21 protein-coding genes are annotated in these 26,513 nt (G+C 40.0%); 12 read left to right on the top strand and 9 right to left on the bottom strand.

Annotated features, from left to right (window positions below):
• The first annotated feature begins 1 nt into the window (after nt 1).
• The gene (locus AN392_RS07005; protein WP_054202568.1) at nt 2-646 is read left to right on the top strand and encodes an NAD(P)H-binding protein; all 645 of its coding nucleotides are present in this window, start codon (nt 2-4) and stop codon (nt 644-646) included.
• 48 nt (nt 647-694) lie between these two features.
• Here AN392_RS07005 and ubiK read toward each other — a convergent pair whose 3' ends face one another.
• Nucleotides 695-958, bottom strand: coding sequence for a ubiquinone biosynthesis accessory factor UbiK (ubiK, locus tag AN392_RS07000; RefSeq protein ID WP_008112735.1), 264 nt, complete (start codon nt 956-958; stop codon nt 695-697).
• A gap of 113 nt (nt 959-1,071) precedes the next feature.
• Between ubiK and rep the strand changes: the two genes are divergently transcribed.
• Nucleotides 1,072-3,090 carry a DNA helicase Rep gene (gene rep, locus AN392_RS06995; protein ID WP_010390360.1) on the top strand — a complete coding sequence of 673 codons (2,019 nt, stop codon included), beginning with the start codon at nt 1,072-1,074 and terminating at the stop codon, nt 3,088-3,090.
• Between the two features lie 13 nt (nt 3,091-3,103).
• Here the strand turns inward: rep and AN392_RS06990 are convergent, their stop codons facing one another.
• The 3 genes from AN392_RS06990 to elbB all read right to left on the bottom strand — a co-directional run bounded on the left by AN392_RS06990 (nt 3,104) and on the right by elbB (nt 7,090).
• Complete coding sequence (locus AN392_RS06990) at nt 3,104-5,668, bottom strand: diguanylate cyclase domain-containing protein (RefSeq protein WP_055012279.1); 2,565 nt, start codon at nt 5,666-5,668, stop codon at nt 3,104-3,106.
• Between the two features lie 177 nt (nt 5,669-5,845).
• Nucleotides 5,846-6,238 carry a cytochrome c5 family protein gene (locus tag AN392_RS06985; RefSeq protein ID WP_008112730.1) on the bottom strand — a complete coding sequence of 131 codons (393 nt, stop codon included), beginning with the start codon at nt 6,236-6,238 and terminating at the stop codon, nt 5,846-5,848.
• 204 nt (nt 6,239-6,442) lie between these two features.
• Nucleotides 6,443-7,090 (bottom strand): isoprenoid biosynthesis glyoxalase ElbB, encoded by a 648-nt coding sequence (elbB, locus tag AN392_RS06980; RefSeq protein WP_200908274.1) that lies wholly within the window; start codon nt 7,088-7,090, stop codon nt 6,443-6,445.
• 510 nt (nt 7,091-7,600) lie between these two features.
• Here elbB and polA point away from each other — a divergent pair.
• From polA to AN392_RS06965, 3 genes are all read left to right on the top strand, one after another.
• Nucleotides 7,601-10,336: a DNA polymerase I gene (polA, locus tag AN392_RS06975; protein ID WP_055012278.1), complete on the top strand. Its 2,736-nt coding sequence runs from the start codon at nt 7,601-7,603 to the stop codon at nt 10,334-10,336.
• 497 nt (nt 10,337-10,833) lie between these two features.
• The gene (locus tag AN392_RS06970) at nt 10,834-11,421 is read left to right on the top strand and encodes a YceI family protein (protein WP_055012277.1); all 588 of its coding nucleotides are present in this window, start codon (nt 10,834-10,836) and stop codon (nt 11,419-11,421) included.
• On the top strand, nt 11,418-11,936 hold the full coding sequence (locus tag AN392_RS06965; protein ID WP_055012276.1) for a DUF1285 domain-containing protein: 519 nt from the start codon (nt 11,418-11,420) through the stop codon (nt 11,934-11,936). Before AN392_RS06970 ends, AN392_RS06965 begins: the two co-directional genes overlap by 4 nt.
• Here AN392_RS06965 and yihA read toward each other — a convergent pair whose 3' ends face one another.
• Nucleotides 11,937-12,578: a ribosome biogenesis GTP-binding protein YihA/YsxC gene (gene yihA / locus AN392_RS06960; protein ID WP_041709727.1), complete on the bottom strand. Its 642-nt coding sequence runs from the start codon at nt 12,576-12,578 to the stop codon at nt 11,937-11,939. It lies immediately after the preceding gene.
• A gap of 281 nt (nt 12,579-12,859) precedes the next feature.
• Here yihA and AN392_RS06955 point away from each other — a divergent pair, with 281 nt between their 5' ends.
• The 3 genes from AN392_RS06955 to AN392_RS06940 all read left to right on the top strand — a co-directional run bounded on the left by AN392_RS06955 (nt 12,860) and on the right by AN392_RS06940 (nt 15,353).
• The gene (locus AN392_RS06955; RefSeq protein ID WP_010390373.1) at nt 12,860-13,492 is read left to right on the top strand and encodes a cytochrome c; all 633 of its coding nucleotides are present in this window, start codon (nt 12,860-12,862) and stop codon (nt 13,490-13,492) included.
• A 748-nt stretch (nt 13,493-14,240) separates the two neighbouring features.
• Nucleotides 14,241-14,825 (top strand): Der GTPase-activating protein YihI, encoded by a 585-nt coding sequence (gene yihI / locus AN392_RS06945; RefSeq protein WP_008112715.1) that lies wholly within the window; start codon nt 14,241-14,243, stop codon nt 14,823-14,825.
• Nucleotides 14,826-14,837: 12 nt separating this feature from the next.
• Nucleotides 14,838-15,353 (top strand): DUF2489 domain-containing protein, encoded by a 516-nt coding sequence (locus AN392_RS06940; RefSeq protein WP_010390378.1) that lies wholly within the window; start codon nt 14,838-14,840, stop codon nt 15,351-15,353.
• A gap of 67 nt (nt 15,354-15,420) precedes the next feature.
• Here AN392_RS06940 and hemN read toward each other — a convergent pair whose 3' ends face one another.
• Both hemN and yjgA read right to left on the bottom strand, forming a co-directional pair.
• Nucleotides 15,421-16,794 carry an oxygen-independent coproporphyrinogen III oxidase gene (hemN, locus tag AN392_RS06935; RefSeq protein WP_010390381.1) on the bottom strand — a complete coding sequence of 458 codons (1,374 nt, stop codon included), beginning with the start codon at nt 16,792-16,794 and terminating at the stop codon, nt 15,421-15,423.
• A 116-nt stretch (nt 16,795-16,910) separates the two neighbouring features.
• A complete protein-coding gene (yjgA, locus tag AN392_RS06930; RefSeq protein ID WP_010390384.1) occupies nt 16,911-17,435 on the bottom strand; it encodes a ribosome biogenesis factor YjgA in 525 nt (174 codons plus the stop codon).
• 145 nt (nt 17,436-17,580) lie between these two features.
• Between yjgA and pmbA the strand changes: the two genes are divergently transcribed.
• The 3 genes from pmbA to AN392_RS06915 all read left to right on the top strand — a co-directional run bounded on the left by pmbA (nt 17,581) and on the right by AN392_RS06915 (nt 21,829).
• Nucleotides 17,581-18,930 carry a metalloprotease PmbA gene (gene pmbA, locus AN392_RS06925; protein WP_055012275.1) on the top strand — a complete coding sequence of 450 codons (1,350 nt, stop codon included), beginning with the start codon at nt 17,581-17,583 and terminating at the stop codon, nt 18,928-18,930.
• 109 nt (nt 18,931-19,039) lie between these two features.
• On the top strand, nt 19,040-19,519 hold the full coding sequence (locus AN392_RS06920) for a DUF721 domain-containing protein (protein WP_055012274.1): 480 nt from the start codon (nt 19,040-19,042) through the stop codon (nt 19,517-19,519).
• Between the two features lie 237 nt (nt 19,520-19,756).
• A complete protein-coding gene (locus AN392_RS06915; RefSeq protein WP_055012273.1) occupies nt 19,757-21,829 on the top strand; it encodes a M13 family metallopeptidase in 2,073 nt (690 codons plus the stop codon).
• A gap of 93 nt (nt 21,830-21,922) precedes the next feature.
• Here the strand turns inward: AN392_RS06915 and mutT are convergent, their stop codons facing one another.
• Entirely contained in the window at nt 21,923-22,321 is a 399-nt protein-coding gene (gene mutT, locus AN392_RS06910; RefSeq protein WP_054202559.1) for an 8-oxo-dGTP diphosphatase MutT, read from the bottom strand.
• A gap of 70 nt (nt 22,322-22,391) precedes the next feature.
• Nucleotides 22,392-25,100, bottom strand: coding sequence for a preprotein translocase subunit SecA (gene secA, locus AN392_RS06905; RefSeq protein WP_010390391.1), 2,709 nt, complete (start codon nt 25,098-25,100; stop codon nt 22,392-22,394).
• A gap of 608 nt (nt 25,101-25,708) precedes the next feature.
• Here secA and AN392_RS06900 point away from each other — a divergent pair.
• Entirely contained in the window at nt 25,709-26,479 is a 771-nt protein-coding gene (locus AN392_RS06900) for an NADP-binding protein (RefSeq protein WP_055012272.1), read from the top strand.
• The last annotated feature ends 34 nt before the right edge of the window (nt 26,480-26,513 follow it).

Here is a 26,513-nt window from a genome sequence, read left to right as displayed (position 1 = left end):
TATGGCCAAAACGGCGCTAATAATCGGCAGTACCGGCTTAGTTGGCAGCCAGTTATTACAACAGCTGTTAGCATCTTCTAGCTATTCGCAGGTAGTGAGTTTATCGCGCCGCCAATTAGACTTTTCCCACCCTAAATTAATTAGCCATGTTATTGATTTTGAAAATTTGACGCATTATGTTGAATTGTTCAAAGGTGACGTGTTCTTTTCTTGCTTAGGAACTACATTAAAGCAAGCGGGCAGTGTGGCTGCACAACGTAAAGTTGATTTTGAATACCAATTTATTTGTGCGCAAATGGCGGCCAATAACGCTGTTCCGCATTATTGTTTGGTATCGTCAAGTGGCGCAAATGCGCATAGTATGAGCCGTTATTTAAAAATAAAAGGAGAGCTGGAGCAGCAGGTGAAGCAGCTTGGCTTTGCACGCTTGAGTATATTGCAACCGTCTTTATTAGTTGGCGAGCGCTCAGAGCTTAGAATTGCAGAAAAGTTCGGTGAGGTGGTACTTCCACTGCTAACGCGTTTTGGTATCCTCAAACGGTATAGACCCATTACCGGTGAGCAAGTAGCTAATAAATTGCTGAGGGTAAGCATAGAGCAACAACAAGCAACGGGTTACTATGTGCTGGACGAGCTATTTGAATAACTGAGTGATTAGCGCCATAAAGCAGGTTCGTCTATGGCGTTATATTTATTATTCAGCGTCTGTTTTTGCCGATAATTGCTGTTCAAGTATCGCTACTTTTGCTTCTAATTCAGTTAGCTTTTCACGTGTGCGGATCAGCACTTGGCTTTGAATATCAAACTCTTCACGGCTTACAAAGTCCATTTCGGCAAGCTTGTTTTGTAACACTTGCTTAGTTTTACCTTCAAGTGTATCAGCCAGGTTTTTTACACCTTGTGGCATGTTATTAGTGATCTGTTTCGCAATTTCTTCAAGTTTTGCTGGGTTAATCATAGTCGTCCCTTGCCTGTTGCCTAAAATGATAATAACTAATATTACCTTATTGGCTAGGCGTATTGTAGTGATTACGTTAAAATTGCCCGTCTTTTTGCAATCAGCTGGTCGTTATGAAACTCAATCCTAAACAAGATGAAGCGGTAAAGTACATTAGTGGTCCTTGCTTAGTATTAGCCGGCGCAGGCTCGGGTAAAACGCGAGTTATCACCAACAAAATTGCTTACTTAGTACAGAAATGTGAGTATCAAGCGCGTAATATTGCGGCGGTTACCTTTACCAATAAAGCGGCTAAAGAAATGCGCGAGCGGGTTTTGCAAACCTTGGGAAAACAAGAGTCTAAAGGTTTATGGGTGTCTACCTTTCATACGCTTGGGCTTGAAATCATTAAAAAAGAGTTAAAAACACTGGGTTTTAAACCCGGTTTTTCTTTGTTTGACGACCAAGATACTAATCAATTACTCGGTGATTTAACCGAAGACGAGCTTAAAAAAGACAAAGACTTACTAAATCTACTTAAAATGCAAATTGGTAGTTGGAAGAATGAGCTTATTTTACCAGAACAAGCTATTCGCGAAGCCAGAGAGCCGCAAAAGGCATTGTTTGCTCAGTTGTATGCGCGTTACCAAAATCAATTAAGAGCGTATAACGCGCTGGATTTTGATGATTTAATTATGATCCCCACGCTGCTTTTAAGTAGTAATGCCACATCACGGGAGCGATGGCAGCAGCGTTTTCGTTATTTACTGGTGGATGAATATCAAGATACCAATACCAGCCAATATCAATTAGTGAAATTGCTGGTCGGCGAACGAGCACGCTTTACTGTGGTGGGAGATGACGATCAGTCAATTTACTCTTGGCGTGGTGCTCGTCCACAAAACTTGGTGTTATTAAGTAAAGATTACCCTGGGCTTCGATTAATAAAACTAGAACAGAACTATCGAAGTGCTGGGCGCATTCTTAAAGCGGCCAATATCTTAATTGCAAATAACCCCCATGAGTTTGAAAAAAAGCTCTTTAGTGAGTTGGGCTATGGTGAGCAAATTAAAGTCATTGGCTGTCGTGATGAAGAACATGAATCAGAACGTGTGGTCGCAGAGATTATTTCTCATAAATTTATGAAACGCACCAGCTATAAAGATTACGCTATTTTGTACCGGGGTAACCACCAAGCGCGGGGCTTTGAAAAGTCGTTAATGAGTAACCGAATCCCGTATAAAATTAGTGGTGGAATGTCGTTTTTTTCACGTTCTGAAATTAAAGATATCATGGCTTACTTACGTCTTTTAGTGAATCAAGATGATGACAATGCTTTTTTAAGAATTGTGAATACCCCACGTCGTGAAATTGGTACAGTCACGCTTGAAAAGCTTGGCACCTTAGCTAATGAAAAACACCAAAGCTTATTCGCGACCTGCTTTGATAACGACTTAGGATACAGACTAAAAGGACGTGGTTTAAATGCACTAGCTGGGTTTGCCCGGTGGGTGGTTGAGCTTTCAGATAACGCAGTGCGCAGTGATACACTGGAGGCGGTGAAGGATTTAGTGCGTAATATTAATTACGAAGCTTACTTGTATGAATCATCGCCTAGTGCCAAAGCCGCTGAAATGCGGATGAAAAATGTGTCCGAGCTGTATCGCTGGATAACAGACATGTTAACAGGCGATGCCGATAATCCGCCAATGACACTGGCTGAAGTAGTTAGTAAATTGACCCTTCGGGACATGCTAGAGCGAAACGAAGAAGAAGATGAAGCTGATGCCGTGCAATTATTAACTTTGCATGCCTCAAAAGGACTCGAGTACCCCTATGTATTTATGGTCGGTATGGAAGAAGGATTGTTGCCACACCAAGTAAGCATTGATGAAGATAATGTGGATGAAGAGCGCCGTCTTGCCTATGTAGGTATTACCCGCGCGCAACAAGAGCTGACTTTAACCTATGCTAAAATCCGCCGTCAGTTTGGTGAAACATCACAAACAGAGCTCAGTCGATTTGTGCAAGAGTTACCGCAAGATGACTTAGCCTTTGAAAACAAAAAAGCGCCTAACACCCAAGCTGAACGCATGGAAAAAGGCCAAGCTCGGGTTGCAAATTTAAGAGCAATGCTGAAAAAGCCACAATAAGGTGTGTTTAGCGCTATTTTAATTCTGAGTTTTTAAGTGTAGCTGGTATAGCGCTGGTTAGTGGGTGCTGTTTAGCAACGAATAGGTTTATGCCGTGTTTATCTAAAAGAGCTCTAAAGTTTAATATTGATGGGCCTTTAGCTATCACTTTTATCTGTTTAAGCTTAGTAATAGCCAACACCCCCTGCAACTGTAAATCGTAGCTTTCTTGTTGTAATACTCGTTTACTGAAGGTGGAGCTAAGGAGTAAATAATCACACTCTACTTCAGTCACCAAATTAAGCTCGCATTTGTCTTTTGCGAAATTGTTTAAGCCAATCGAATGACCGAGTTTTTTAAGCTGTTTTAAGTTCTCTAATTGCTGTGCGCTGGCATAACGCAGCTCCTGCTCATCAAACAACAAGCAAAGCTGTTCATTGTTTACCGGTTGTTTTAGTGTCGCTTTTAGTAAAGAAAATTCATGCTCCTCTAACAGTAAACTGGAGCAAGGCAATAGCGCAACGGCTATTTCTGCATTTTGTGCTTGTTGATAAGCTTGTTGGATGAGTTGTAGTTCAACTTTGGTATGTTGTTCTTTATCATTCGCAAATTTCTTTAAAATATCAAAACTGGTAAAGCCAAGGACTGGGTGTTCACCAAAAGCCTCAAATAACGATGCACTCTGATAATGCTCATCCAAGGTGATAATATCTGAGCTACGAAACGTCATAGGCAATACATCAAGGTGATGTAATGTTTGTGACTCATGTTGCAACATAGGCTCAGTGAGCAGTGGATGAAATAACTCAAAGCGGTTTTTACCTGAATTTTTAGCATAATACATAGCAGCATCGGCGTCGCGAATGATTTCATCGGTATGTTTATAGCTTTGCTTTGAATAGGTAATCCCAATACTGGCACCACTTTGTACACACACGCCTTTAGTACAAAACGGCTTTTGCATAATTTTAATTATGCGATTGGCAACATCTTCTGCCTGGTTTGGCTCAGTCAGGTGGGTCAGTAATACTACAAACTCATCTCCGCCTAAACGCGCTAATAAGTCATGTTCACGAATACATTGTGAGAATAATTTACTAACACTAATTAAAAACTCATCGCCGGCATGATGCCCGAGCTGATCATTGATATCTTTAAACTTATCAAGGTCAATAAACAATACAGCAAAGTGCTCATTTGGATTGCGTTGATAATATTGCAGGGTTTTTTCTAGTTGAGTTAAAAATAAATTCCGATTTGGTAAGCCTGTTAGTGAGTCATGGTGAGCATCGTGATAAAGTTGTTGCTCTATTTTTTTACGTTCATCAATTTGCATTTGCAAATGTAAATTTGCTTGGCTCAATTCTTTAGTTTTTTCATTAACTCGTGAGGCAAGTTCTTGGTGGCTCTTTTTTAGTGCCTGTGAAGCTAATTTTGTTTGTAATACCGTGGCAATTTGATGCGATACAAAGGTGATTAGCTCTGCATCATCATGTGTAAAAAGGTGTTCATTATTATAAGCTTGGCAAACAATTAACCCTATAACGCCTTGCGAAGTTTTTAGCGGAGCGCCTAGCCAGCTGGTGGCTCTCTTGGATTCATCAATTGGTTTTTCACGCTCTACAATGCCACTATTTAATAACTCTTGTGCTCTTTGCGGATGAATTATTTGTGTTTCTTCGGTGCTTATAACCAGTTCACTGTAGCCTTTTGCAAAGCGCCGTGGTTGAGTGCTGCCTTGGAATTCATCGACACTGTAGGGAAAACTGATCCAGCCTGATTCTTTATCATACAAGGCAATATAAAGGTTTTTTGCGTAAGTAATGGTTTTTATTATTTCGTGTATTTGAAAATAAGCATCATCTAAATTTTTGGCTTGGGTTGTCAGCTCTGAAATTTTGAATAATATTTGCTGGCGTTGCAGGGCACCTTTTCGCTGTTGTATTTCAACATTTAAAGCGTCATTACTTTGCGTTAATGCTCGGGTTCTTAATTTTACTTCTGATTCGAGTAACTCTCGTTTTTTAACCCGTTCAATTGCGGTGGCTAAATAGAGTGACATGGCCTCAAGCAGGTTTATTTGTTGCGAACTATAACCTTGTTCTGTGTCGTAACTTTGCGCGGCTAACACACCAATAATGTTTCTTTCTTGATAAACGGGAACGCCTACCCAGTGTTCTGCAGGTGTACCCAATGCTTTAAATAAGCCTTGCTGGGCAGCATCATGCATTTGCTGTTTGGTAAAGTAAGTGGTTTTCCCTTGCTTAAAGACATAACCCGTTGCGCCTTCTTCAAAATTATTATCTCGATTAAGTGGTACTGCAATGCCATCTTTTTCATCAGAAAAATAAGATAATTCTAACTGTTGTGACTGGGGATCAACCAGCACCACATAAAAGCTTTTACTCGGAACATACTTTTGTAAAATGTCATGAATAGCAGGGTAAAGTAAGGTTAGCTCGGCAACAGTACTTGCTTGCTCTGATAATTGTATCAGGGCATTGTGGAGGTGGTAGGCATGTTTGTACTTTTTTAATAGTGCTTTTAGTCGTTTATTTTGGCGCACTACGCTATTAGGTACAATAAGTTTATCTTCCAATGATGTTTAACCAGTTATAATTTTTTGTATAGTTATTAATCATTATAGTTCCACTTTTAACATTTTGCGTCAAGTAGATATTTTTCTTAATTATGTAGCTAAAACTCATGAATTAGAAACAAAAAAGGCTTACTAAAACGTAAACCTTTTATTTAAAGCATTTTGACTTGGCTAATTTTAGTTAGCGGTCATGAAATCGATTGCTGCGCTTATTTCATCATCAGAACAATCCATACACGTTCCACGCGGTGGCATGGCATTAAAGCCATTGATCGCATGATCTAATAAGGTGTCTTTTCCTTTAGCGATACGAGGAGCCCAATCGTCAGCTGATTTAGGAGCGCCTAAAGCACCTGTGCCGTGACAAGCAAAACAGGCTGCTTGATATACTTGCTCGCCTGAACGAGGACCTGTTGGTGCAGCAACCGCTACTTTCTCACCTTCAAGGTAAACAGCACCAATAGGCGCTAAACGTTTTTTAATTGCATCTTCAGTCATAGAGTTATCATATGGCTGTGCGTATGCGGTGGTTGCTAGCACAAGTAATGCTGCAGCTGATAGTTTTTTCATTTTGCCTTGCCCACTTCAATTTGAACGTGATCAATCACGATTTTAAATGACGGAATTTAGACCAATTATAACTCCACTCAGTGATTTATAAAATGCTCAGAGTCGATTTTATTTATAAATACGACTAATGATTGTCTTAACTCAATAAATTACCAAAATAAAACGGGATCATTAGACATCTAAATGCGATCAGAACCCTTACGACTAACTCATAGCCAATACGTTACGTACTAGTTTTTCGATTCCTGCATCGGCATCCATAATTGATTGTGCCAACATATAAGCAGGTGTTGTAACCAGCTTATTATTTTTATCAATAACAATATCATCCACTTTACACTCAATATGCTCAGCGCCTAATGTGGTTAAAGCATCGGCCGTGTCGATATCATTACCAATAGTGAGCTGTGGTTTATTATAAATGAATGGCAATAAAGCGGGTGCAATACACATATAACCGGTGGCTTTATTTGCTTTTGCAAATGCTTTACAAGCGCTCAGTACTTCGTCATTTACTTTCGCGTTAGTGCCATTAATAGCAAAGTCAGATAAGTTTTTAGCTACACCAAAGCCGCCAGGAATAATTAAAGCGTCAAATTGTGTAATGTCTAATTCAGCGAGTGACTTTATATTGCCACGGGTGATTCGAGCCGATTCCACTAATACATTACGCGACTCTGCCATTTCTTCACCAGTAATGTGATTAAGAGTATGGTACTGCGTAATATCGGGCGCAAAACACTGATATTTCGCGTTGTTTTTTTCAATGTGTAATAAAGTAAGCACTACTTCATTAATTTCACTGCCATCAAATACGCCACAACCTGCTAAAATTACCGCTATATTTTTCATATTATTTTGCTCCATTGAAGTCATTTTAATAAAGTTTAACACGACGAATCAGCCTATCTAAAAATTTATTTGCTGGTTTTTTAGCCGCAAAGTAAGTTGTTATGCGCTATATGCCATTTGATAACTAGTAAGGGTAAAAAAAATTATAAAGGATCGCTATGATCTTTGATCCATTATGCTAGAATGCTCATCCAGTTATTTAAATGGACGTAAATAATCAAAGTGGGTTACAACACCAGTAACGGTTTAAATGCCTTTTCCACATTGATAGAAGAATAATAAAAAAGAACCTCGAATTATCTTTTTTTAAACAAAACAATAAATTACAAACTAATCTAAGCATTTTACTATGTTTCGGATGGATAGTTTGTGGGTGTTATCTACATAGTTATCCACAAGTTGCTAAAAATGTAGCGCTCTTAATCACATTAATTCACAGTCGTTTTATTTACTGCCTTATGGCATGCTTATACTTATATTACTTTTTTGTATTTAGGATCCAATTTTACCATGGCTCAGATCCCCGAAAACCCGCTTATTCTTGTTGATGGCTCTTCATATTTGTTTCGTGCTTATCATTCGCCACCTCATTTAACTAATTCTAAAGGTGAAGCCACCGGCGCTATTTATGGCGTGGTAAACATGCTGAAAAGTTTGATCAAACAATACGATCCTTCACATATGGTGGTGGTATTTGATGCTAAAGGTAAAACTTTTAGAAATGACATGTACAGCGAATATAAAGCGAATCGTCCACCAATGCCTGACGATCTGCGAACCCAAATAGCGCCGCTGCACAGCATTATCAAAGCGATGGGTTTTCCATTAATTAGTATTGAAGGTGTAGAAGCCGATGACGTGATTGGTACATTTGCACGTATTGCTTCTGAGCAACAACGCCATGTATTAGTATCAACTGGTGATAAAGATATGGCGCAGTTGGTTAATGAGCATGTCACTTTGATCAATACCATGACTGATAGTATTTCAGATCCCGACACTGTGGTTGAAAAGTTTGGTGTTGGGCCTGATCTTATTATCGATTATTTAGCCTTAATGGGCGATAAAGTAGATAATATTCCTGGTGTTGAAGGGTGCGGGCCTAAAACTGCGGTTAAATGGTTACAAAAGTACGGATCGCTTCAGGGCGTAATTGATAATGCTGCTGATATCAAAGGTAAAATAGGTGAAAAGCTTGCAAAAGCGATTGATCATTTACCATTGAGCTATGAACTTGCCACTATTAAGTGTGATGTGGAGGTTGAATCTGATCTTGATACTTTTAAATTGCAAACACCGAATAAAGACGAATTAATTGCCTTATACGGTGAGTGTGAATTCCGTCGCTGGCTAGCTGAATTACTAGACAATCCAAAAGATGCTGACACACATTTAGCGGTCCCAACCCAAGAGAATGAGTTGCCAAAAGTTGAAGATGCGCACTATGAAACGATTTTAACTGAGGCCCAATTTAATACATTGATAGAGCAGCTCAATGAAGCTGAGCTATTTGCTTTTGATACTGAAACAACCAGTTTAGAGTATATGAAAGCGCAGTTGGTAGGGATGAGTTTCGCAGTAAAAGCAGGGGAAGCCGCCTACTTACCGGTTGCACATGATTACCCAGGTGCGCCTGAACAGCTAAGCCTTGAATTTGTGATGCAAAAGCTTGGGCCAATATTAGCTGACGAAAATAAAGCTAAAGTTGGTCAAAATTTAAAATACGATAAAAGTGTGCTTGCCAATGCTGGCTATGAATTAAATGGTATTAAGTTTGATACTATGTTGGAGTCTTATGTTTTTAACAGCGTAGGTACTCGTCATGATATGGACTCATTAGCACTTAAATATTTAGGCCACAAAAATATTAGCTTTGAAGACATTGCTGGTAAAGGTAAAAAGCAGCTCACGTTCAATCAAATCGAACTTGAAAAAGCGGCGCCTTATGCCGCAGAAGATGCCGATATTACTTTGCGTTTACACCAAGTACTATGGCCGAAACTTGAAGCGGATGAAAAGCTTAAATCGGTGTTTGAAAATATAGAAATGCCACTAGTAAGCGTTATTTCTGACATTGAGCGCACCGGTGTTGCTATCGACAGCAATATGTTGGCCACGCATAGCCAACGTTTAGGTGAACGATTACTTGAGCTTGAAAAAGAAGCGTTTGAAATCGCAGGCGAACCGTTTAACTTAAGCTCGCCAAAGCAATTACAAGTACTGTTATTTGAAAAGCTAGAATTGCCCGTTATCAAAAAAACACCCAAAGGCGCGCCTTCTACAGCAGAAGAAGTACTGCAAGAATTAGCACACGATTACCCATTGCCTAAAGTGATTATTGAGCATCGCGGTTTATCTAAGCTTAAATCAACTTACACAGATAAATTGCCACTGATCGTGAATGAGCAAACCAAGCGTGTGCATACTTCTTATCATCAAGCGGTAACAGCAACGGGTCGATTAAGTTCAAGCGATCCTAACCTACAAAATATTCCTATTCGTTCAGAAGAAGGGCGCCGTATTCGTGAAGCCTTTATTGCTGCTGATGGATATAAAATTGTGGCGGCCGATTACAGCCAAATAGAGCTGCGTATTATGGCGCATCTTTCACAAGATAAAGGGTTGCTCAATGCCTTTGCAAATGGCTTAGATGTGCATAGCGCTACAGCTGCTGAGGTATTTGGAGTTGAGCTTGAAGAGGTTACATCTGATATGCGCCGTAAAGCTAAAGCCGTTAACTTTGGCTTAATTTATGGCATGTCGGCATTTGGTCTGGCACGTCAACTTGATGTACCACGCCATGAAGCACAGCATTATATTGATAAATATTTTGAGCGTTTCCCAGGTGTTTTAGAATACATGGAAACGACCCGTGAAAAAGCAGCAGAAAATGGTTACGTAGAAACTATTTTTGGCCGCCGCTTACATTTACCAGAAATAAATGCCCGCAATGGAGCACGCCGCAAAGGCGCTGAGCGCGCAGCAATTAATGCCCCTATGCAAGGCACTGCTGCCGATATTATTAAAAAAGCCATGTTAACAGTACATGCATGGGTTAACCAGCAAGCGCCTAATACGGTTAAGCTACTTATGCAGGTACACGATGAATTGGTATTTGAGATTAAAACAGAGTGCACTGAGCAATACACTCAGCAAATTTGTGAGCTGATGTCACAAGCGGCACAGCTAGATGTACCACTTACAGTTGAAGCTGACGAAGGTGATAACTGGGAACAAGCGCACTAATTTGGTATGCCAAGGATGCCTTGTCTTAGGTAAACACAACAGTTAAAAAGAATTATTTAAAAGCGCCAATAGGCGCTTTTCTTTTAGCTTGCAGGTTAAAAAAAAGTTAAATTAAACAGCAGTTTGTATTAAATCGTTAGAGGTTCGTCAATTCGCTTCGAATATCGATAATATGCTTGTATTTTTACGCTTGCTTTTGGTAAAGTGCCGCCCGTCCTCATCCTGTAGGACATCCTGTTGATGATGCATCGTAAGATGCAACGTATTGATAGCTTCTCCCCAGTTTGCTATATCGGCCTATCATATATTTGATGGGCCGTTTTTTTATAGCTTTACTCCAAAGCGTTAAATTTATTCTCTAATTGCACTTAGCGTTTCAAGTGATACCATCAGTTTACTGTGCGTTTTCTTTTTAACTCAGCGTATTAGTGACTTTCAATTTGACTGATCAAAGTATTATTTTTTCGGGTATAAATCTTTTATTTTAGGAGTGCATTATGTTTAAAACGTTAGCTGTAGCAGGTTTATCTTTATCATGTTTACTAGTTTCAGGTGTTGCATCGGCAAACTGGCAGTTACTTAACGATAAAAGCCAATTAAGTTTTGTCTCAATTAAAAAAAATAGCATTGCTGAGGCAAGCCATTTTACTCAGTTATCAGGGCAATTGAGTGAGCAAGGTCAGTTTAGCGTAAATGTTGATTTAACCTCAGCTGAAACGTTTATTCCTATTCGTAACGAGCGCCTAAGCAAAATTTTGTTTGAATCTGACACTTTTGCAAATGCAGTATTAACCGCTGACTTATCTGATAAATTGTCACTTATTAAGCAGCCTGGGCAGTACGTATTAAAAGGTGTTAGCGCCGAGCTAGACTTTCATGGTCATAAAAAGCCACTTGCAGTTGATGTACTTGTTAGTAGTGCGGAAAACGGGGATTTAAGCGTTGCATCATTTACACCTATCATTATTAATAGCGATGACTTTAAAGTCACCGAAGGGATAATGCAGTTACAAAAACTAGCCGGCTTACCTTCGATTGCTACTGCGGTACCGGTTACTTTTGCACTGACCTTTAAAAAACAGTGATTTCTCTTAACGAACTTAGTAAGCAACTAAGCGAGCCAAGTAAACCTTTTGAACAATGGCAGCCTGCTCATTGCGGGCAATTGCCACTGCTGATTGACGAGCAAGGTAAATGGTTTTATGCGGGTAGTGAAATTACCCGCCAAGCCATGATAAAACTGTTTGCTAGTGTGTTGTGCCGCGAAGATGGACAGTTTTATTTAAAAACGCCAGTAGAGAAAATTGCGATTGAGGCTAAGGATGCGCCATTTATTATTGTAAGTTGGCATCGTGAGTCGACCTCTGATGGCGATGTTATTTGTTGTATTGATAATCTACAGCGTACCTGGCTACTAAGTCGTGCTGAGCCGCTATATATTAATAATTACAAAGGCGCTGCAGTGCCTTATATGCAATTACCCTATGGTTGTTTTGCGCGAGTTGCCAGAAATGTGTTTTATCAGTGGGTTGAAATAGCCGAAACAGATGAGCTCGGCTATTTTATTACCTCCGCGAATGAGCGGTTTTATTTAGGGTAATTACTCTGTGTCAGCAGGTGGAATTGCTACGATTGGACCTAAGTACCACTCATCTAACTTTTTAGCGACTTCTGGTAAGCCTGTGCCTTTAAGTGATGAAAATGCATGAACTGTTATATCGCCATCTAATTCACTCAATTCACGACGAACACTAAGTACCTGTGATTTACGTGGACCTTGCTTGAGCTTATCTGCTTTAGTTAATAGTGCCAATACTGGAATTTCACTACCTACAGCCCAATTAATTAAATCACGGTCTAAATCTTTTAATGGGTGACGAATATCCATCAACACCACAATACCTTTTAAACTTTGACGTTTTTGTAGGTATTCGCCTAGCGACTTTTGCCATTTCTTTTTCATTTCAATTGGCACTTTCGCAAAGCCATAACCTGGTAAGTCAATTAGGCGCATGTCATCGACATCGGCAAGTTCAAATGTGTTGATCAGCTGAGTACGGCCAGGTGTTTTACTAGTACGTGCTAACTTTTGATCGGTAAGGGCATTAAGCGCACTTGATTTACCTGCATTTGAGCGACCGGCAAACGCGACTTCAATTCCCGTATCAGCAGGTAATTTAGTGATGTCTGGCGCGCTTGTAACAAAAGACGCAGTGTTATACTTGATACGAGATTTGAGCACAGGCTCTCCTAAAACTAAAAAAAATAACATTGGGTAAACCAAATTCACCCGTGGCGCGTATTTTATACTATAAAGTAGCTATTAAAAAGTGTATTTGAGCATGTAAAACCGTTGCTGATGGTACATTTTAACTGGCTTAGCGATTAATTTTACTCAAAACCCTATAATTTATAGGTTTAATGTGTGTAGAAAACGTGCCAGAGAATTTAATATCGTGTAGAATATAAAAATCACAACATCCATATTGTAGATGATACAGGGTCGGAAACAGAGAATTCACCATGAAAAAAATAGCACTATCTTTAACTATATTGCTTGGTGCGTTGTCAGCAAGCAACGCAACAGCATTTGATGGCGATGTAAACGCAGGTAAAGAAAAATCAGCAACGTGTGCGGCTTGTCACGGCCCAGACGGTAATGCGCCGGTTAACATCTACCCAAAAATTGCAGGCCAACACGCAGATTACATATATAAGCAACTTACTGAATTTAAATTAGGTATGACTTCGGGCGGTAAAGAAGGTCGAATGAATCCAGTAATGAGCGGTATGGCAATGCCATTGAGCGATCAAGATATGAAAGACTTATCTGCTTATTTTGCTTCTTTGAATATGTCTGAAGGTGCTACACCTAAAGATGTTCAAGAAACAGGCGCTATGTTGTACAAAGCGGGTGACGCTGAACGCGGAATTCCATCATGTGCGGCTTGTCATGGTCCACGTGGCAATGGCTCTTCATTAGCTAAATTCCCAAAAATTTCTTTTCAACATCCTGAATACATCAAGTCACAACTTGAACAGTTCAGAGATGGCACTCGTAATAACGACCTAAATGGTGTTATGCAAGATATTGCTCAGAAATTAACTGATAAAGACATTGAAACACTATCTAAATACCTTGGCGGTCTACACTAAAGTCGTATTTATTTAGATATTGTTAACATAATACAATGTTAAGTAGACAAAAAGCAGCCTTGGCTGCTTTTTTTGTTTCTGCAATGACCGATAAAGCCCCTTTACTTGTAAGACATTGACCATACTCTATTGTAAGAAAAGTCTCATTTTATTTTTGTTTTTCAATTTAACTTATTGTAATTTATGATTTTTAACCTCTTTTGTTATGTTTTACATAAGAAAAAAGATATAAATTAGTTGTAACAAAATTATTAACGAGTAAATTAACCCCTGTCGCAACAATAATAACAAATAGGAAAACGTTATAAGGATCGTAGCGCGGCACGACTGAATAGCACATTGAGAGTGCTACTAAAGGAAATAACAAAAAAGTGTCAGGAAAGACCGAAAATAATAAAAACTCATGGAAGTTTAATAATAAAAACAAAATGGAATGCTACACGGAAGATAAATAATAATAATACGGATAAAGAAATAATAATAAAAATAATAAAGACTAAAAAGTCGAAGGGAGAAGTGTCCATATAATGGCGCTCAGATTAGCAGGCGGTAGAGATGTTTTCTCTACCGCCTTTTTATTTGTCCTGTTACAATACCCCCCGTTTAAAAAAAGCATCTAAATATGCTTTGGCGTATATAGAGAAACCCAACCTCTAAAACGCAAACCGAATTCTTCTGGCTAGGCCAGCATCGCGATGCCCATTGAGTTGCGCCTCGCTCAAAACCTCTTAAGTGAGACGATCAAGATATGAGTAGAAAGAAAAAGTCACGTAAAATTCCATCAAATGGACCCGTTCGTTTAAGCCAAGATAAGCTTAAAGAAATGCGTGCATTGAAAGAGCAACGTGTAAAGAAAACCAAAGGCGCTAAGCCTGGTTCACGTAATGCACCTGATGCATTGAGTAATGACACTCAAAAAACAGGTTCGGCTGCTAAAGACAAACGTGTTGGTAGTAAAAAAGCAGTACCATTAGTTGCCCCAGCCGCTGAACCAAAAGTCGAAATGAAACGTAACCTTAAGCCTGTAGCAGAGCTTAAAAAGGCGATTGAGCCTGAGTTAACGCCTGAGCAAGAATTAGAGGCGCTTGAAAATGATGAGCGCTTGCTTAAATTAGTTGAGCGTCATGAGCAAGGTGAAATGCTAACGGGTAAAGATGCTAAATACTTTAATAGCCGTATAGCGCGTCACCAAGTGCTGTGTAAGTTATTAGGCATTGAAGATGAAGAAGAATTTGAAGATGACTTCAGTGATGAAGAAAGTAATTCAGATTTTGATCAATACCTATCAAACGACCTAGCTAATGAATGGCTAGATGACGACGAAGATAAGTAATAAGGATACGCAATGAGTACAGCAGTGATCTTAGCCTTAGTTGTAGGTGCTGCTATTATAGCGGGCTTGGCATTTTATGCGGGTCAGTTGCTCTACAAGCTAAATGTGCAAAAAAAGCTAATTAGCAAACAACAGGCAGAGCAACAGCAAAAACTTAAGCAGTCGCGTTTAAAACGTAATGCAAAGCTAGCCGATAGTATTCATTTAATTGCACGTGCGATGAATGAAAAGCAATGTGATTACTCTGAGGGCTGTTTACGTATTTGGGTGCTGATGTCGCAATATAGTTTTGATACTGAGCGTGACTTAACAACTGCATACCCAGGCATTTATAAAATGTACGACGTGGTAAAAGAAATGCCAACTCACGATTCGCGCAAAAAGTACGCTAAAAAAGAAATTTTTAAGCAAGATACCGCACGCTGGCGCGCAGAAGAATCACTGAGTGATGAAATTGAAGCTGACTGTAAAAAAATTATTGTTGAGTTTAAAGCAGCCCAAGGCAGCGAAAACGTGGTTTTTAACTAGCACTTAAATTTTACAGCATAAAAAAGCAGACCTAGGTCTGCTTTTTTTATGCGCGCTATTTTTTAAATTATATAACCCGTGAGAAGCGAGTGGCATTTATTTGTTTTTGTAAGTGCGCATCAAAGCACATACAAATAATACGAATAAATAAATTCCCTTTTGGTGTTACGCTAATTAGGTTGTTTTCTATTGTTACCATTTCATCGGCAATTAATGGTGCGAGTGCCTCTAAGGCATCTTTAAAGTAGTCATTAAAGCTGATTTTATGTCTGTTCGCGAATACGCTCATATCAAGCTCAAACTGGCAAATAAGTTGTTTAATTGCATCCGCTCGAATAAGGTCATCTTGGGTTAAATGCATGCCTTTATTAATGGCACTGCCTGCTTGCTCATCGATTGTTTGGTAATAGTGTTTTAGCTCTTTCTTATTTTGTAGTATGGCTGTGCCTATTTGCGATATTGACGAGACCCCTAAGCCTAGTAAATCACATTCTCCATGGGTAGTGTAACCTTGAAAGTTACGATGCAGTTGGCCGCTATTTTGAGCAATAGCCAATTCATTATCAACTTTTGCAAAGTGATCCATACCTATAAATTGATAGCCCGCCTGTGTCATTTGCTCTAGGGTATTTTTGAACATAGTGAGCTTATTATGGGCACTGGGTAAATCAGCATCTTTTATTTTACGTTGAGCGGCAAAACGATCAGGTAAATGAGCGTAGTTAAATACTGAAACACGGTCGGGGTCTAAAGCAATCAGTTGCTCAATAGTTTGCTTAAAACTCTCAGGTGTTTGTAATGGCAGTCCATAAATCATATCTGCATTAATTGATTTAAAGCCTAATTGTTTTGCTTGGGTAATTAACTGCTTTACCTCATCAACATGTTGAGGGCGGTTAACAGCTAGTTGAACTTGATCATTAAAATCTTGAATACCAAATGACACACGATTAAATCCCATCTCGCTTAAGTCAATCAGCATATTGTCAGCCAGTGAGCGAGGGTCTATTTCTATACCGCGCTCACAGGTATCGCTAAAGTTAAAGTGTTGCTCTAGTAGCTTTACTAAGCGAGTCATTTGGGCTGCGGTCAAAAAGGTTGGAGTACCGCCTCCTAAATGTAATTGCTCAACCCGATAGTCTTGAAATAGCGGCGCTTGTGCCACGATTTCTTTAGCTAAAAAATCTAGGTAGGTATCAGCTTTAGATTGATGGCGAGTAATGACTTTATTACAGCCACAGTAATAGCAAAGCTGGCTACAAAAAGGAATGTGAATATATAAAGACAAAGCACGGGTTTGCGATGATTCAATAGCGCTAATCAAATCTTGTTGCTGATAGCCGTCGGCTAACGAAAGTGCAGTCGGGTAAGACGTGTAACGCGGGCCCGATACATTGTATTTGTTTATTAAAGTTTGATCCCATTGAGGAAGTTTAATCATCACACGCACCTTATCTTTTAAGTTGCTGCGTATTGTAAAAAAGGAAAGGGGAAGGGGTTTTGATCTACAACAAAAAAAGGTGCCGTAGCACCTTTTTAGTATGTAACGTGGCTGCGTTACATTATGGCGTCTTTTAAATACTGAAATAGCTCTTTGTAGCCTCTCGCAGGCTTTTCTGCTTTTACTTCTTTGGCCGCATTACGCACCAGTTGGCGCATTTTTTGGCGCTCAAGAGCTGGGTATTGTTCAATTGTTTCGTTGATTAAGTCATCGCCTTGCTCAATTAAATCACTGCGCAGCTGCTCAATCTTTTTGATCATAACCTCTGCTTGGTTATTTTTATTAAGCATTACATCAATGATCGCTTTAATTTCTTCAATGTTTTCTACTGTACGAAGGGTTTTTGCTATGTAATTTAAGTGGCGGCGGTATGCATCACTTTTATTACTAATTTTATCGGCAACAACCATTGCTTCTTTTAAGTCATCATTAAGCGGTAAGCGTTCGCGCTGCTTTTTACCCATTTTGGCAATTTCAGACCCTAACTGATGAAACTCTTGCGCTTCGCGCTTAAGTTCACTTTTTGATACATATATAATTTCTTCTTCAATTTCAGCAGGCTTGCCTTTTTTCTTCGCCATGGGGTGCTCTTAAGTAAAAATAACTTTATCTATTATACGCGATTCTTTTAGTGATTAATATTAGCTGATGTGGTGCAGTGAGTGTGTTAGCATTTAAATATAAAAAATGTGTGCAACATGGCCTTCAGGGCTCAGGACAGAATTTATGAAAAGCCAACACCAAGATCCAATTTATTCGCAAATTTCTCAAGTAAAAGATGCCGTTTCTGAAGTACTCGAACATGCAAAAAAACTAGGCGCTACTGCTGCAGAAGCTGCTATGTCGAGCACATCAGGGCTGTCGGTAAGTACGCGCATGGGCGAGGTAGAAACCATTGAGTTTAATCAAGACGGTGGTTTAGGTATTAGCGTGTATGTTGGTAATAACAAAGGCTCCGCCTCTACGGCTGACTTAAATCCAAAAACATTGCGATCTGTGGTCGAAAAAGCCATAGATATTGCTAAATTCACCTCAGATGATCCGTGCAATGGTATTGCTGATAAAGAATTACTTGAGTTTTCGCCTAAAGATTTAGATTTATTTCATCCTTGGGATGTAAGTCCTGAGCAAGGGATTGATTTATGTCATGCTGCTGAGCAAGCCGCATTAAATGCGGATGAGCGAATTGTGAATTCTGATGGTGCTAGCTTTTCTTCACATCAAGGGCTGCGAGTGTATGGCAATAGTCATGGTTTAATTGCAGGCTACCCGAGAACACGCCATAGCATAAGCACTATGGTAATAGGCAAAGAGGGCGAGCATATGCAGCGCGACTCAGCCTACACAATTTCCCGCGATCAAGCCGGGCTAAAAGATGCTGCAAGTGTTGGGCTTGAAGCCGCTGCAGAAACCCTAGCTAAACTAAACAGTCAAAAACTAGGTACCATGAAAGTGCCGGTTATTTTTAGAGCCGATATTGCTAACTCATTGTTTGGCCATTTAGTGTCTGCAATCGGCGGTGGCGCACTGTATCGTAAATCCAGTTTTTTACTGGATAGCTTAGGTACACAAGTGTTCAGCAAAACCGTTAATATTTCAGAGCGCCCACACCTACTAAAAGGGTTAGCATCATCACCTTTTGATAGCGAAGGGGTTAAAACTCTAGACAGAGAAATAATACACGGTGGTGAGTTGCAAACGTATTTACTAGCGAGCTACGCAGCGCGTAAAATGAATATGACGCCAACAGGTCATGCCGGTGGTATCCACAACTGGTTAGTTGAACAAACCCATCAAGATTTAGCCGCACTATTAAAAACCATGGGCACGGGTTTGTTAGTCACTGAACTTATGGGGCAGGGTGTAAATACCGTGACTGGTGACTACTCTCGTGGTGCAGCTGGTTTTTGGGTTGAAAATGGTGAAATACAGTACCCAGTAAGTGAAATAACTATTGCTGGTAACTTAAGAGATATGTTTAAAGGTATTTCAGCTATTGGTGGCGATATAGAGCGACGTGGTGGTATTCAAACGGGCTCAGTGCTGATTGAGCAAATGCAAATTGCGGGTGCTTAATACCCTTCCACAATAATACTTAATTCAGCGAATTGGTATACACCCACTTTGTTTGCTTAAATTAAGCTTAATTTAAGCAAACTTTCCTTTGAGGTTTTTAAGGTGTGATATGGCTAAAGATAGATATGCGCCAAAACCATTAACCGACATTATGGCCGGGCTAAACAATCGTTTAGCAGCCTATGCGGGAAAAAGCCAAGCATTGGATACACAGCAACAACTGTTACGCGATTTTTTAGGGCCTAAGCTAGGCGATAAATGTCGAGTAAGTAATTATCGTGACGGCACACTGATGATAGAAGCTGTTTCAGCTCCTATTGCTCTTAGGCTTAATTATTTAAAAATGGATATGCAGTCTCATTTTAGAGCCGCAGGTATGGCAGAGCTTGGGCAAATAAAAATTACCGCCAATCCACAAGCAACCCAACGATTAAGTAATCGTTCTAAAGCGACAGATAGCCAAGCGACTAACTCTCTTAAAATGAGTGAGCAAACGGCTGATTATTTGAATGCGATCGCCGATTCTGCTCCTCCTTCATTAAAAGAAAAGCTGCAGCGCTTAGCTTTACATGGCAAAAGTAAGCCCTAGCTAGCCCTCACACTAGGCTCTTTTTCACGCTTTGAACAAACGCAAAATACTTTGTTACATATTCGATTTCATTGTTATTTAAATCAGGTTTATTATGCTTAGCTAGTGCTTCCTAAATTAGGTTGTAGCTGATGCGTATTTCATTAAGCAGGTAATAGACTGCATCCTATTGTTGTTTTTTGAGTTATCAAATCTTAATGAAATGCGTATTTATTCTAATTAATATACGGAATTCTTATGAAAAAAATAACAATGACTGCCGCCAGTATTGCATTGGCGTTAGGTTTGGTTGGCTGCGGCGAACAGCCACAACAAATGAAAGCAGAATCAACCACAGTAACTGCACCGGTGGCGGCTCCTGGTGCGCTAGGTGTTGATTTACAAAATATGGATAAAAGTGTTCGTGCACAGGATGATTTTTATTACCATGTTAATGGTCAATGGTTAGCAAAAACTGAGATTCCAGGCGACAAGTCTAACTATGGGTCGTTCTCACAGTTATATGATGAATCGCAAAAAGCAATGAAAACAGTGCTTGAAAACGCCAGTGCTAATAGTAGTGCAAAACCAGGTTCAGATGAATATAAGATTGGTGCATTTTATTCTAGCTATATGGCTGAAAATGCTCGTGAAGAGTTAGGTATTTTGCCACTTGAGCCAGCTATTAAAAGCATTGATACAGTGAAAGATAAAGCCGCGTTGGTCACACTGATGGCACAGCTACAAGTTAAAGGTGGCGATCTTCCTTTTGGCTGGTATGTTAATAATGACGCTAAAAACTCAAGTGAAAATGCGCTTTATGCCTATCAAGCGGGACTTGGTTTACCTGATCGCGACTACTATTTAAAAGATGATGAAAAATTCACAAAAATTCGCGCGGCTTATCAAACGTATATCACCGATATTTTAGCTAAAGCTGGCGTTAATAATGCCGCTGATGCAGCCAAAGCGATATTAGCACTTGAAACGACACTTGCCGATGCACAGTGGAGCCGAGTGCAAAGCCGTGATGCAACTAAGTCATACAATAAAATGACGGTAGCTGAAGCTAACTCGCTAATGGGTGAGTTTGATTTAAATGCCTATTTCGAAGCAGTTGGCGTTGATGCTCAAGAGTTAATTGTGCGCCAACCAAGTTATTTTGAAAAATTTGCAGAGATTTTCAACAATACTGACTTAGCTGTTTGGCAAAACTATTTAAAATTCCATTTTGTTAGTAATTACGCGCAGCTACTTAATAAAGATTTAGTGGATTTGAAGTTTAATTTTTACAGCACCACGTTGCGTGGTGTTGAAGAGCAAGCACCACTTTGGAAGCAAGCCGTTGATGCATCAAACAGTGTACTGGGTGAAATTTTAGGTAAAGTCTACGTTAAAGAAAACTTCCCGCCAGAAGCAAAAGCACGTATGGAAGAGTTAGTTGATAATGTGATTAAAGGCTATTCAGTGGCAATTGAAAACCTTGAGTGGATGAGCCCTGAAACAAAAGTGGCGGCGCAAGAAAAACTCAATAAGTTTACCCCTAAAATTGGTTACCCAGATAAATGGAAAGATTACTCAGATTTAGCGATTAACCCTGATGAACTGGTTGGTAATTATATTCGCTACAGTGAATGGGCTTATGCGGATATGGTTGCTAAATTAGGTAAGCCAGTTGATCGCTCTGAGTGGCATATGACGCCACAAACAGTGAATGCTTACTACAATCCAGTGAATAACGAGATAGTATTCCCTGCAGCGATTCTGCAGCCTCCTTTCTTTAATTTAGAAGCTGATGATGCAGTTAACTATGGTGCTATTGGTGCGGTTATTGGCCATGAGTTAGGCCATGGCTTTGACGACCAAGGTGCAAAATACGACGGTGATGGCAATTTACGTAATTGGTGGAGCGAGTCAGACCTTAAGCAGTTTGAACAGCGAAGTGCTGCCTTAGTTGCACAGTATAATCAATATAAACCGTTTGAAGATGCCAGCGTTAATGGTGAGCTGACACTGGGTGAAAACATTGGTGATTTAGGCGGCTTAACCGTCGCTTATAAAGCGTATCAGCTATCGCTGGGTGATTCGAAAGCGCCCATTATTGAAGGCTATACGGGCGACCAACGCTTCTTTATGGGCTGGTCGCAAATTTGGCGTCGTAAATACCGTGATGAGGCGCTACGTAATCGTTTAATGACCGATTCACATTCACCGAGTCATTATCGCGTAATTGGTATTTTGTCGAACATGCCAGAGTTTTACCAAGCGTTTGATGTTAAAGAGGGCGATAAAATGTATATCAAGCCTGAAGATCGCGTAAAAATTTGGTAATTTGAGCTAAAATTAGCTTAAGCGGTTAGAGCCATTAATCGCAAAATAAAAAGCCAGTGAGCATCATGCTCACTGGCTTTTTAGTTACTTTTACTAGCTATATTTCGTTTTTATGGCGCTGATAATCTCGACATTGGCCGCAGGAAAATCATAGTTATCAAGTTCGTCTATGCCCACCCATTCGCTTGGTTGCCCTTCTGCGCCATGAGCTTGACCGTTAAAGTTACTGACCACATGCACATTAAGTCGTACGCATTTATCGCCATAGTCATGCTCTATAGTGATAAGTTCGCTTGAACTATGAATAGTCAGCCCTACTTCTTCTAGCAGTTCACGTTTTAGGGCTTGAAACACACTTTCTCCGGCTTCAACTTTGCCACCAGGAAACTCCCATAACCCACCTTGATGTTGCTCATCTGCACGTTTACAAATAAACAAATTGTTATTTTTTTTAATTACACCCACAGCAACATTGATGATTACTTTAGTCATTACCTCTCCCTTAAATAGCATAAAAAAAGCGACGCAAGCGTCGCTTTTTATCTAACGTAACAAAGTGGTGTTATTTTAATTTACCACAACATTGTTTGTATTTTTGACCTGAACCACATGGACATGGATCGTTACGGCCAACTTTTGGCTCGCTACGCGCCATAACCTGAGCGCTTTGCGGTGCTTCACCACCTACGTGTTCTGCTTCTTCATGTTGATATTCGCGAGGGGCATTTTCACTTTTACGGTGTTGCTCTTCTACTTTTTCAACATCTTCTTCAGCGCGAACTTGCACTTTACTTAAAATACCGACCACATCGACTTTTAAGTTTTCTAGCATTTCAGAGAATAACTCAAACGACTCACGTTTGTATTCTTGCTTAGGATTCTTTTGTGCGTAACCACGTAAGTGAATACCTTGGCGTAAGTGATCCATTGCAGCAAGGTGGTCTTTCCAATGTTGGTCAAGACTTTGAAGCATAATGGCTTTTTCAAACTGACGAAGTACAGAATCGCCGACCATTTCTTCTTTTTGCTTGTAAGCTTGTTCAACCGCTTCTTCAATACGCTCACGAAGTTTTTCTTCGTACAGTTTATTGTCATCAGCTAACCACTGAGTAATTGGTAACTCAATTAGGAAATCTTGCTTTAAGCGCTCTTCAAGCCCTGGGACATCCCACATTTCAGCTAAGCTTTGTGGGGCAATGTATTGATCAATTACACCCGCGAGCACATCACCACGGATAGCGGTAATCGTTTCTGAAATATCACCTTCTTCAAGCAATTCGTTACGTTGAGAGTAAACAACACGACGTTGATCGTTTGCTACATCATCGTACTCAAGTAGCTGTTTACGCACATCAAAGTTACGTGCTTCTACTTTACGCTGGGCGTTTTCGATTGCGCGGTTAACCCATGGGTGTTCAATGGCTTCGCCACGTTGCATACCTAGTTTACGCATCATGTTGGTCATGCGCTCACCGGCAAAAATACGCATTAACGCATCATCCATCGATAGGTAGAAACGGCTTGAACCGGCATCACCTTGACGGCCAGAACGACCACGTAATTGGTTATCAATACGACGTGATTCATGACGCTCTGTACCAATAATGTGTAAACCGCCGGCATCAATTACTGCGTCATGGCGAATCTTCCATGCGGCTTTAATTTCGGCAATTTGTTCGTCAGTTGGGTTTTCAAGTTTTTCAACTTCACTATTCCAATTACCACCCAGTACAATATCGGTACCACGACCGGCCATGTTGGTGGCAATGGTGACTGTGCCTGGTAAGCCCGCATCAGAAACAATGTCTGCTTCTTGTGCGTGGAATTTAGCATTAAGTACGTTGTGCTTAATTTTTTCTTTGCGTAAAAACTGCGACAAGTACTCAGAGCTTTCAATTGAGATAGTACCTACAAGTACTGGCTGACCACGTTCTTGACAGTCTTTAATGTCTGCTAAAATGGCTTCGTACTTTTCTTCTTGCGTTAGGTACACCAAATCTGCGCGATCATCACGGATCATTGGCTTATTGGTTGGCATAACAACTGTGTCTAAACCGTAGATAGACTGAAACTCAAACGCTTCTGTATCGGCGGTGCCTGTCATACCTGCTAGCGTTTCGTACAAGCGGAAGTAATTTTGGAACGTAATAGAAGCTAACGTTTGGTTCTCGTTTTGAATTTTCACACCTTCTTTTGCTTCTACAGCTTGGTGTAAACCTTCTGACCAACGGCGTCCTTCCATAGAGCGACCTGTGTGCTCATCAATAATGATAACTTCGTTTTCTTTAATAACGTAGTCAACATCTTTTTGGTAAAGCTTGTGCGCACGAAGAGCTGCATAAACGTGACTGAGTAGCGTGATGCTCGCTGCTGAGTACAGTGAATCACCTTCTTCAATTAAGCCGCGCTCTGTAAGTAGCTCTTCAACTTTTATTTGCCCACGCTCAGTTAGGTGAACTTGCTTAGATTTTTCATCGATAGTGAAATCGCCATCACCTTCAATCCCTTCCTCATCTTCTTTTTCTTGTAGTTCAAGTAAAGGAACAATGGTATTTATTTCAGTGTAAAGCTCTGAGCTGTCTTCAGCTGGGCCTGAAATAATAAGCGGCGTTCGCGCTTCATCAATTAGGATTGAATCCACTTCATCCACTACGGCATAAAATAATGGGCGTTGAACGCGCTCATCAATGCTAAATGCCATGTTGTCACGTAGGTAGTCAAAACCAAACTCGTTATTGGTACCGTAAGTGATGTCAGCTGCATAAGCTTGTTTTTTCTGTTGTGGCATCATGCCCGGAACATTACAACCAACGGTTAAGCCTAAAAACTCAAATAGTGGACGGTTGGTTTCAGCATCACGCTTAGCCAAGTAGTCATTTACGGTAATGACATGAACGCCTTTACCTGTTAAGCCATTTAAATATGCTGGAAGTGTCGCGGTTAGAGTTTTACCTTCACCAGTACGCATTTCTGCAATACGGCCTTGTTGTAAAACCATACCACCTAATAATTGCACGTCGAAGTGACGCATACCGTTTACACGCTTTGACGCCTCACGTACCACAGCAAATGCTTCTGGTAGAATATCGCTTAGGCTTTGTCCGTTATCGTAACGTTCTCTAAACTCAGCTGTTTTAGCTTTTAAATCTTCATCTGAAAGCGCTTCTAGTTGCGTTTCAAGTGCATTGATCAATGCGACCGTCTTTCTTAGGTTTTTAATAGTGCGGTCATTGCGACTACCAAAAATCTTGGTAAATAAATTAGATATCATGATAAAACCGTTACAATGTGTTTTTTTGCTAGCCGTGCATCGGCTAACCCATTTTTTACAATTGATAATTAATGTATTCTTTGAATTAACCTTTAGGACACATTAATTAGCAATTTTGTATTAAGCTGCTTAAAAAGCACTGTTTATTACCTGCGCTACTATACCAGACTCTGCTAAACATCAAACTACCTCAATAAAAAGATCTTCATTTAAAACAGAAAAATGAGATCTCGCTCATAAAAATAGCATTATGTAGCTAAAGTTGATTAGAAATGCTTTAAAGATATGGTGTTGAATAAATTAAAAACAAGAGCAAAGCGCTTAAATTTCACCCTTAAATGCCTTGTTTGTCGCTATCGTTTTTTAATCCTTAAATTGAGCAATAATTTTATTAATTACTCTCGGTAGGTCACTTAAGTCATGCGGTTTATCGGCAGATGTGTATGCACGGAAGCTTTATCATTAAAGAGGTTATTAATCGTAAAAAAGGTGTATGTTAATATCTTCTGTAACCAGCGTTTGCTAATATTATTTTTAGTAGCATAGAGTTAGTCATCTTTTTTATTGCTACATAACACGTTGTTTGAGTTTAATAAAAGGGTAATAAAGTGCAAACCAACAAAGATAACTTAGTAGTCCTTGGTGCTGGTTGGCTTGGCCAAGCCTTATGTATTGATGCACAAAAACAAGGTTGGCAAGTGCAAGGAACTCATCGTAGTGACACCCATCAATTTGATTTTGAGCGTCAGTTTGTTTTACAAAACGGCGAGCTGCAGCACCAAGTGGATTTACAAAACGCGTACTGGGTGTGTGCTATACCTCCGCGCAGTCGTGACAGCGAAAGTGATTATTCGCAGGTGCTGGAGCAGGGGTTAAAGCTGGCAACTGAACTTAATTGCAAAGGTTTTTTATTGTGCTCATCGACTGGGGTGTATGATCAAGAGCCTGGAGTTTATAGTGAAAGTAGCGATATATCTGGCACTAACGAGCGACAAATAAAGCTCTATGATGCTGAAGAGCAAGTACTTGAGCAGCAAGGTAAAGTTCTAAGATTAGCCGGATTGTTGGGGCCAAACAGAGAGCCGGGTCGTTTTGTGGCAGGTAAAGAGCTCAACACCTCTAGTCAGCAAGTGGTGAACATGGTGCATCAACAAGATGTGATCAATGCCATTTATGCGGTACTTAACAATTGGACACAAGGGCAAAGCATTTATAATGTAGTTAACCCTGCGCACCCAAGTAAAGCAGATTATTATGCACAAAAGTGTGAACTGTATGGCACACAAATGCCAAGTTTTAGTAGTGATGAAGTCGCTGAGCGCAAAGTTATTGGCTCAGCGATTGAAGCGCTGGGTTTTAGTTATCAGTATGGTATTTAACCTGAACTCTGAATAATAAATCTATCTCAAGCAG

This window comes from Pseudoalteromonas sp. P1-16-1b (genome assembly GCF_001401785.1).
Lineage (GTDB): Bacteria > Pseudomonadota > Gammaproteobacteria > Enterobacterales > Alteromonadaceae > Pseudoalteromonas > Pseudoalteromonas undina.
Note: the sequence above shows the minus strand (reverse complement) of the source record. Positions and strands in the feature narration are given on the sequence as shown.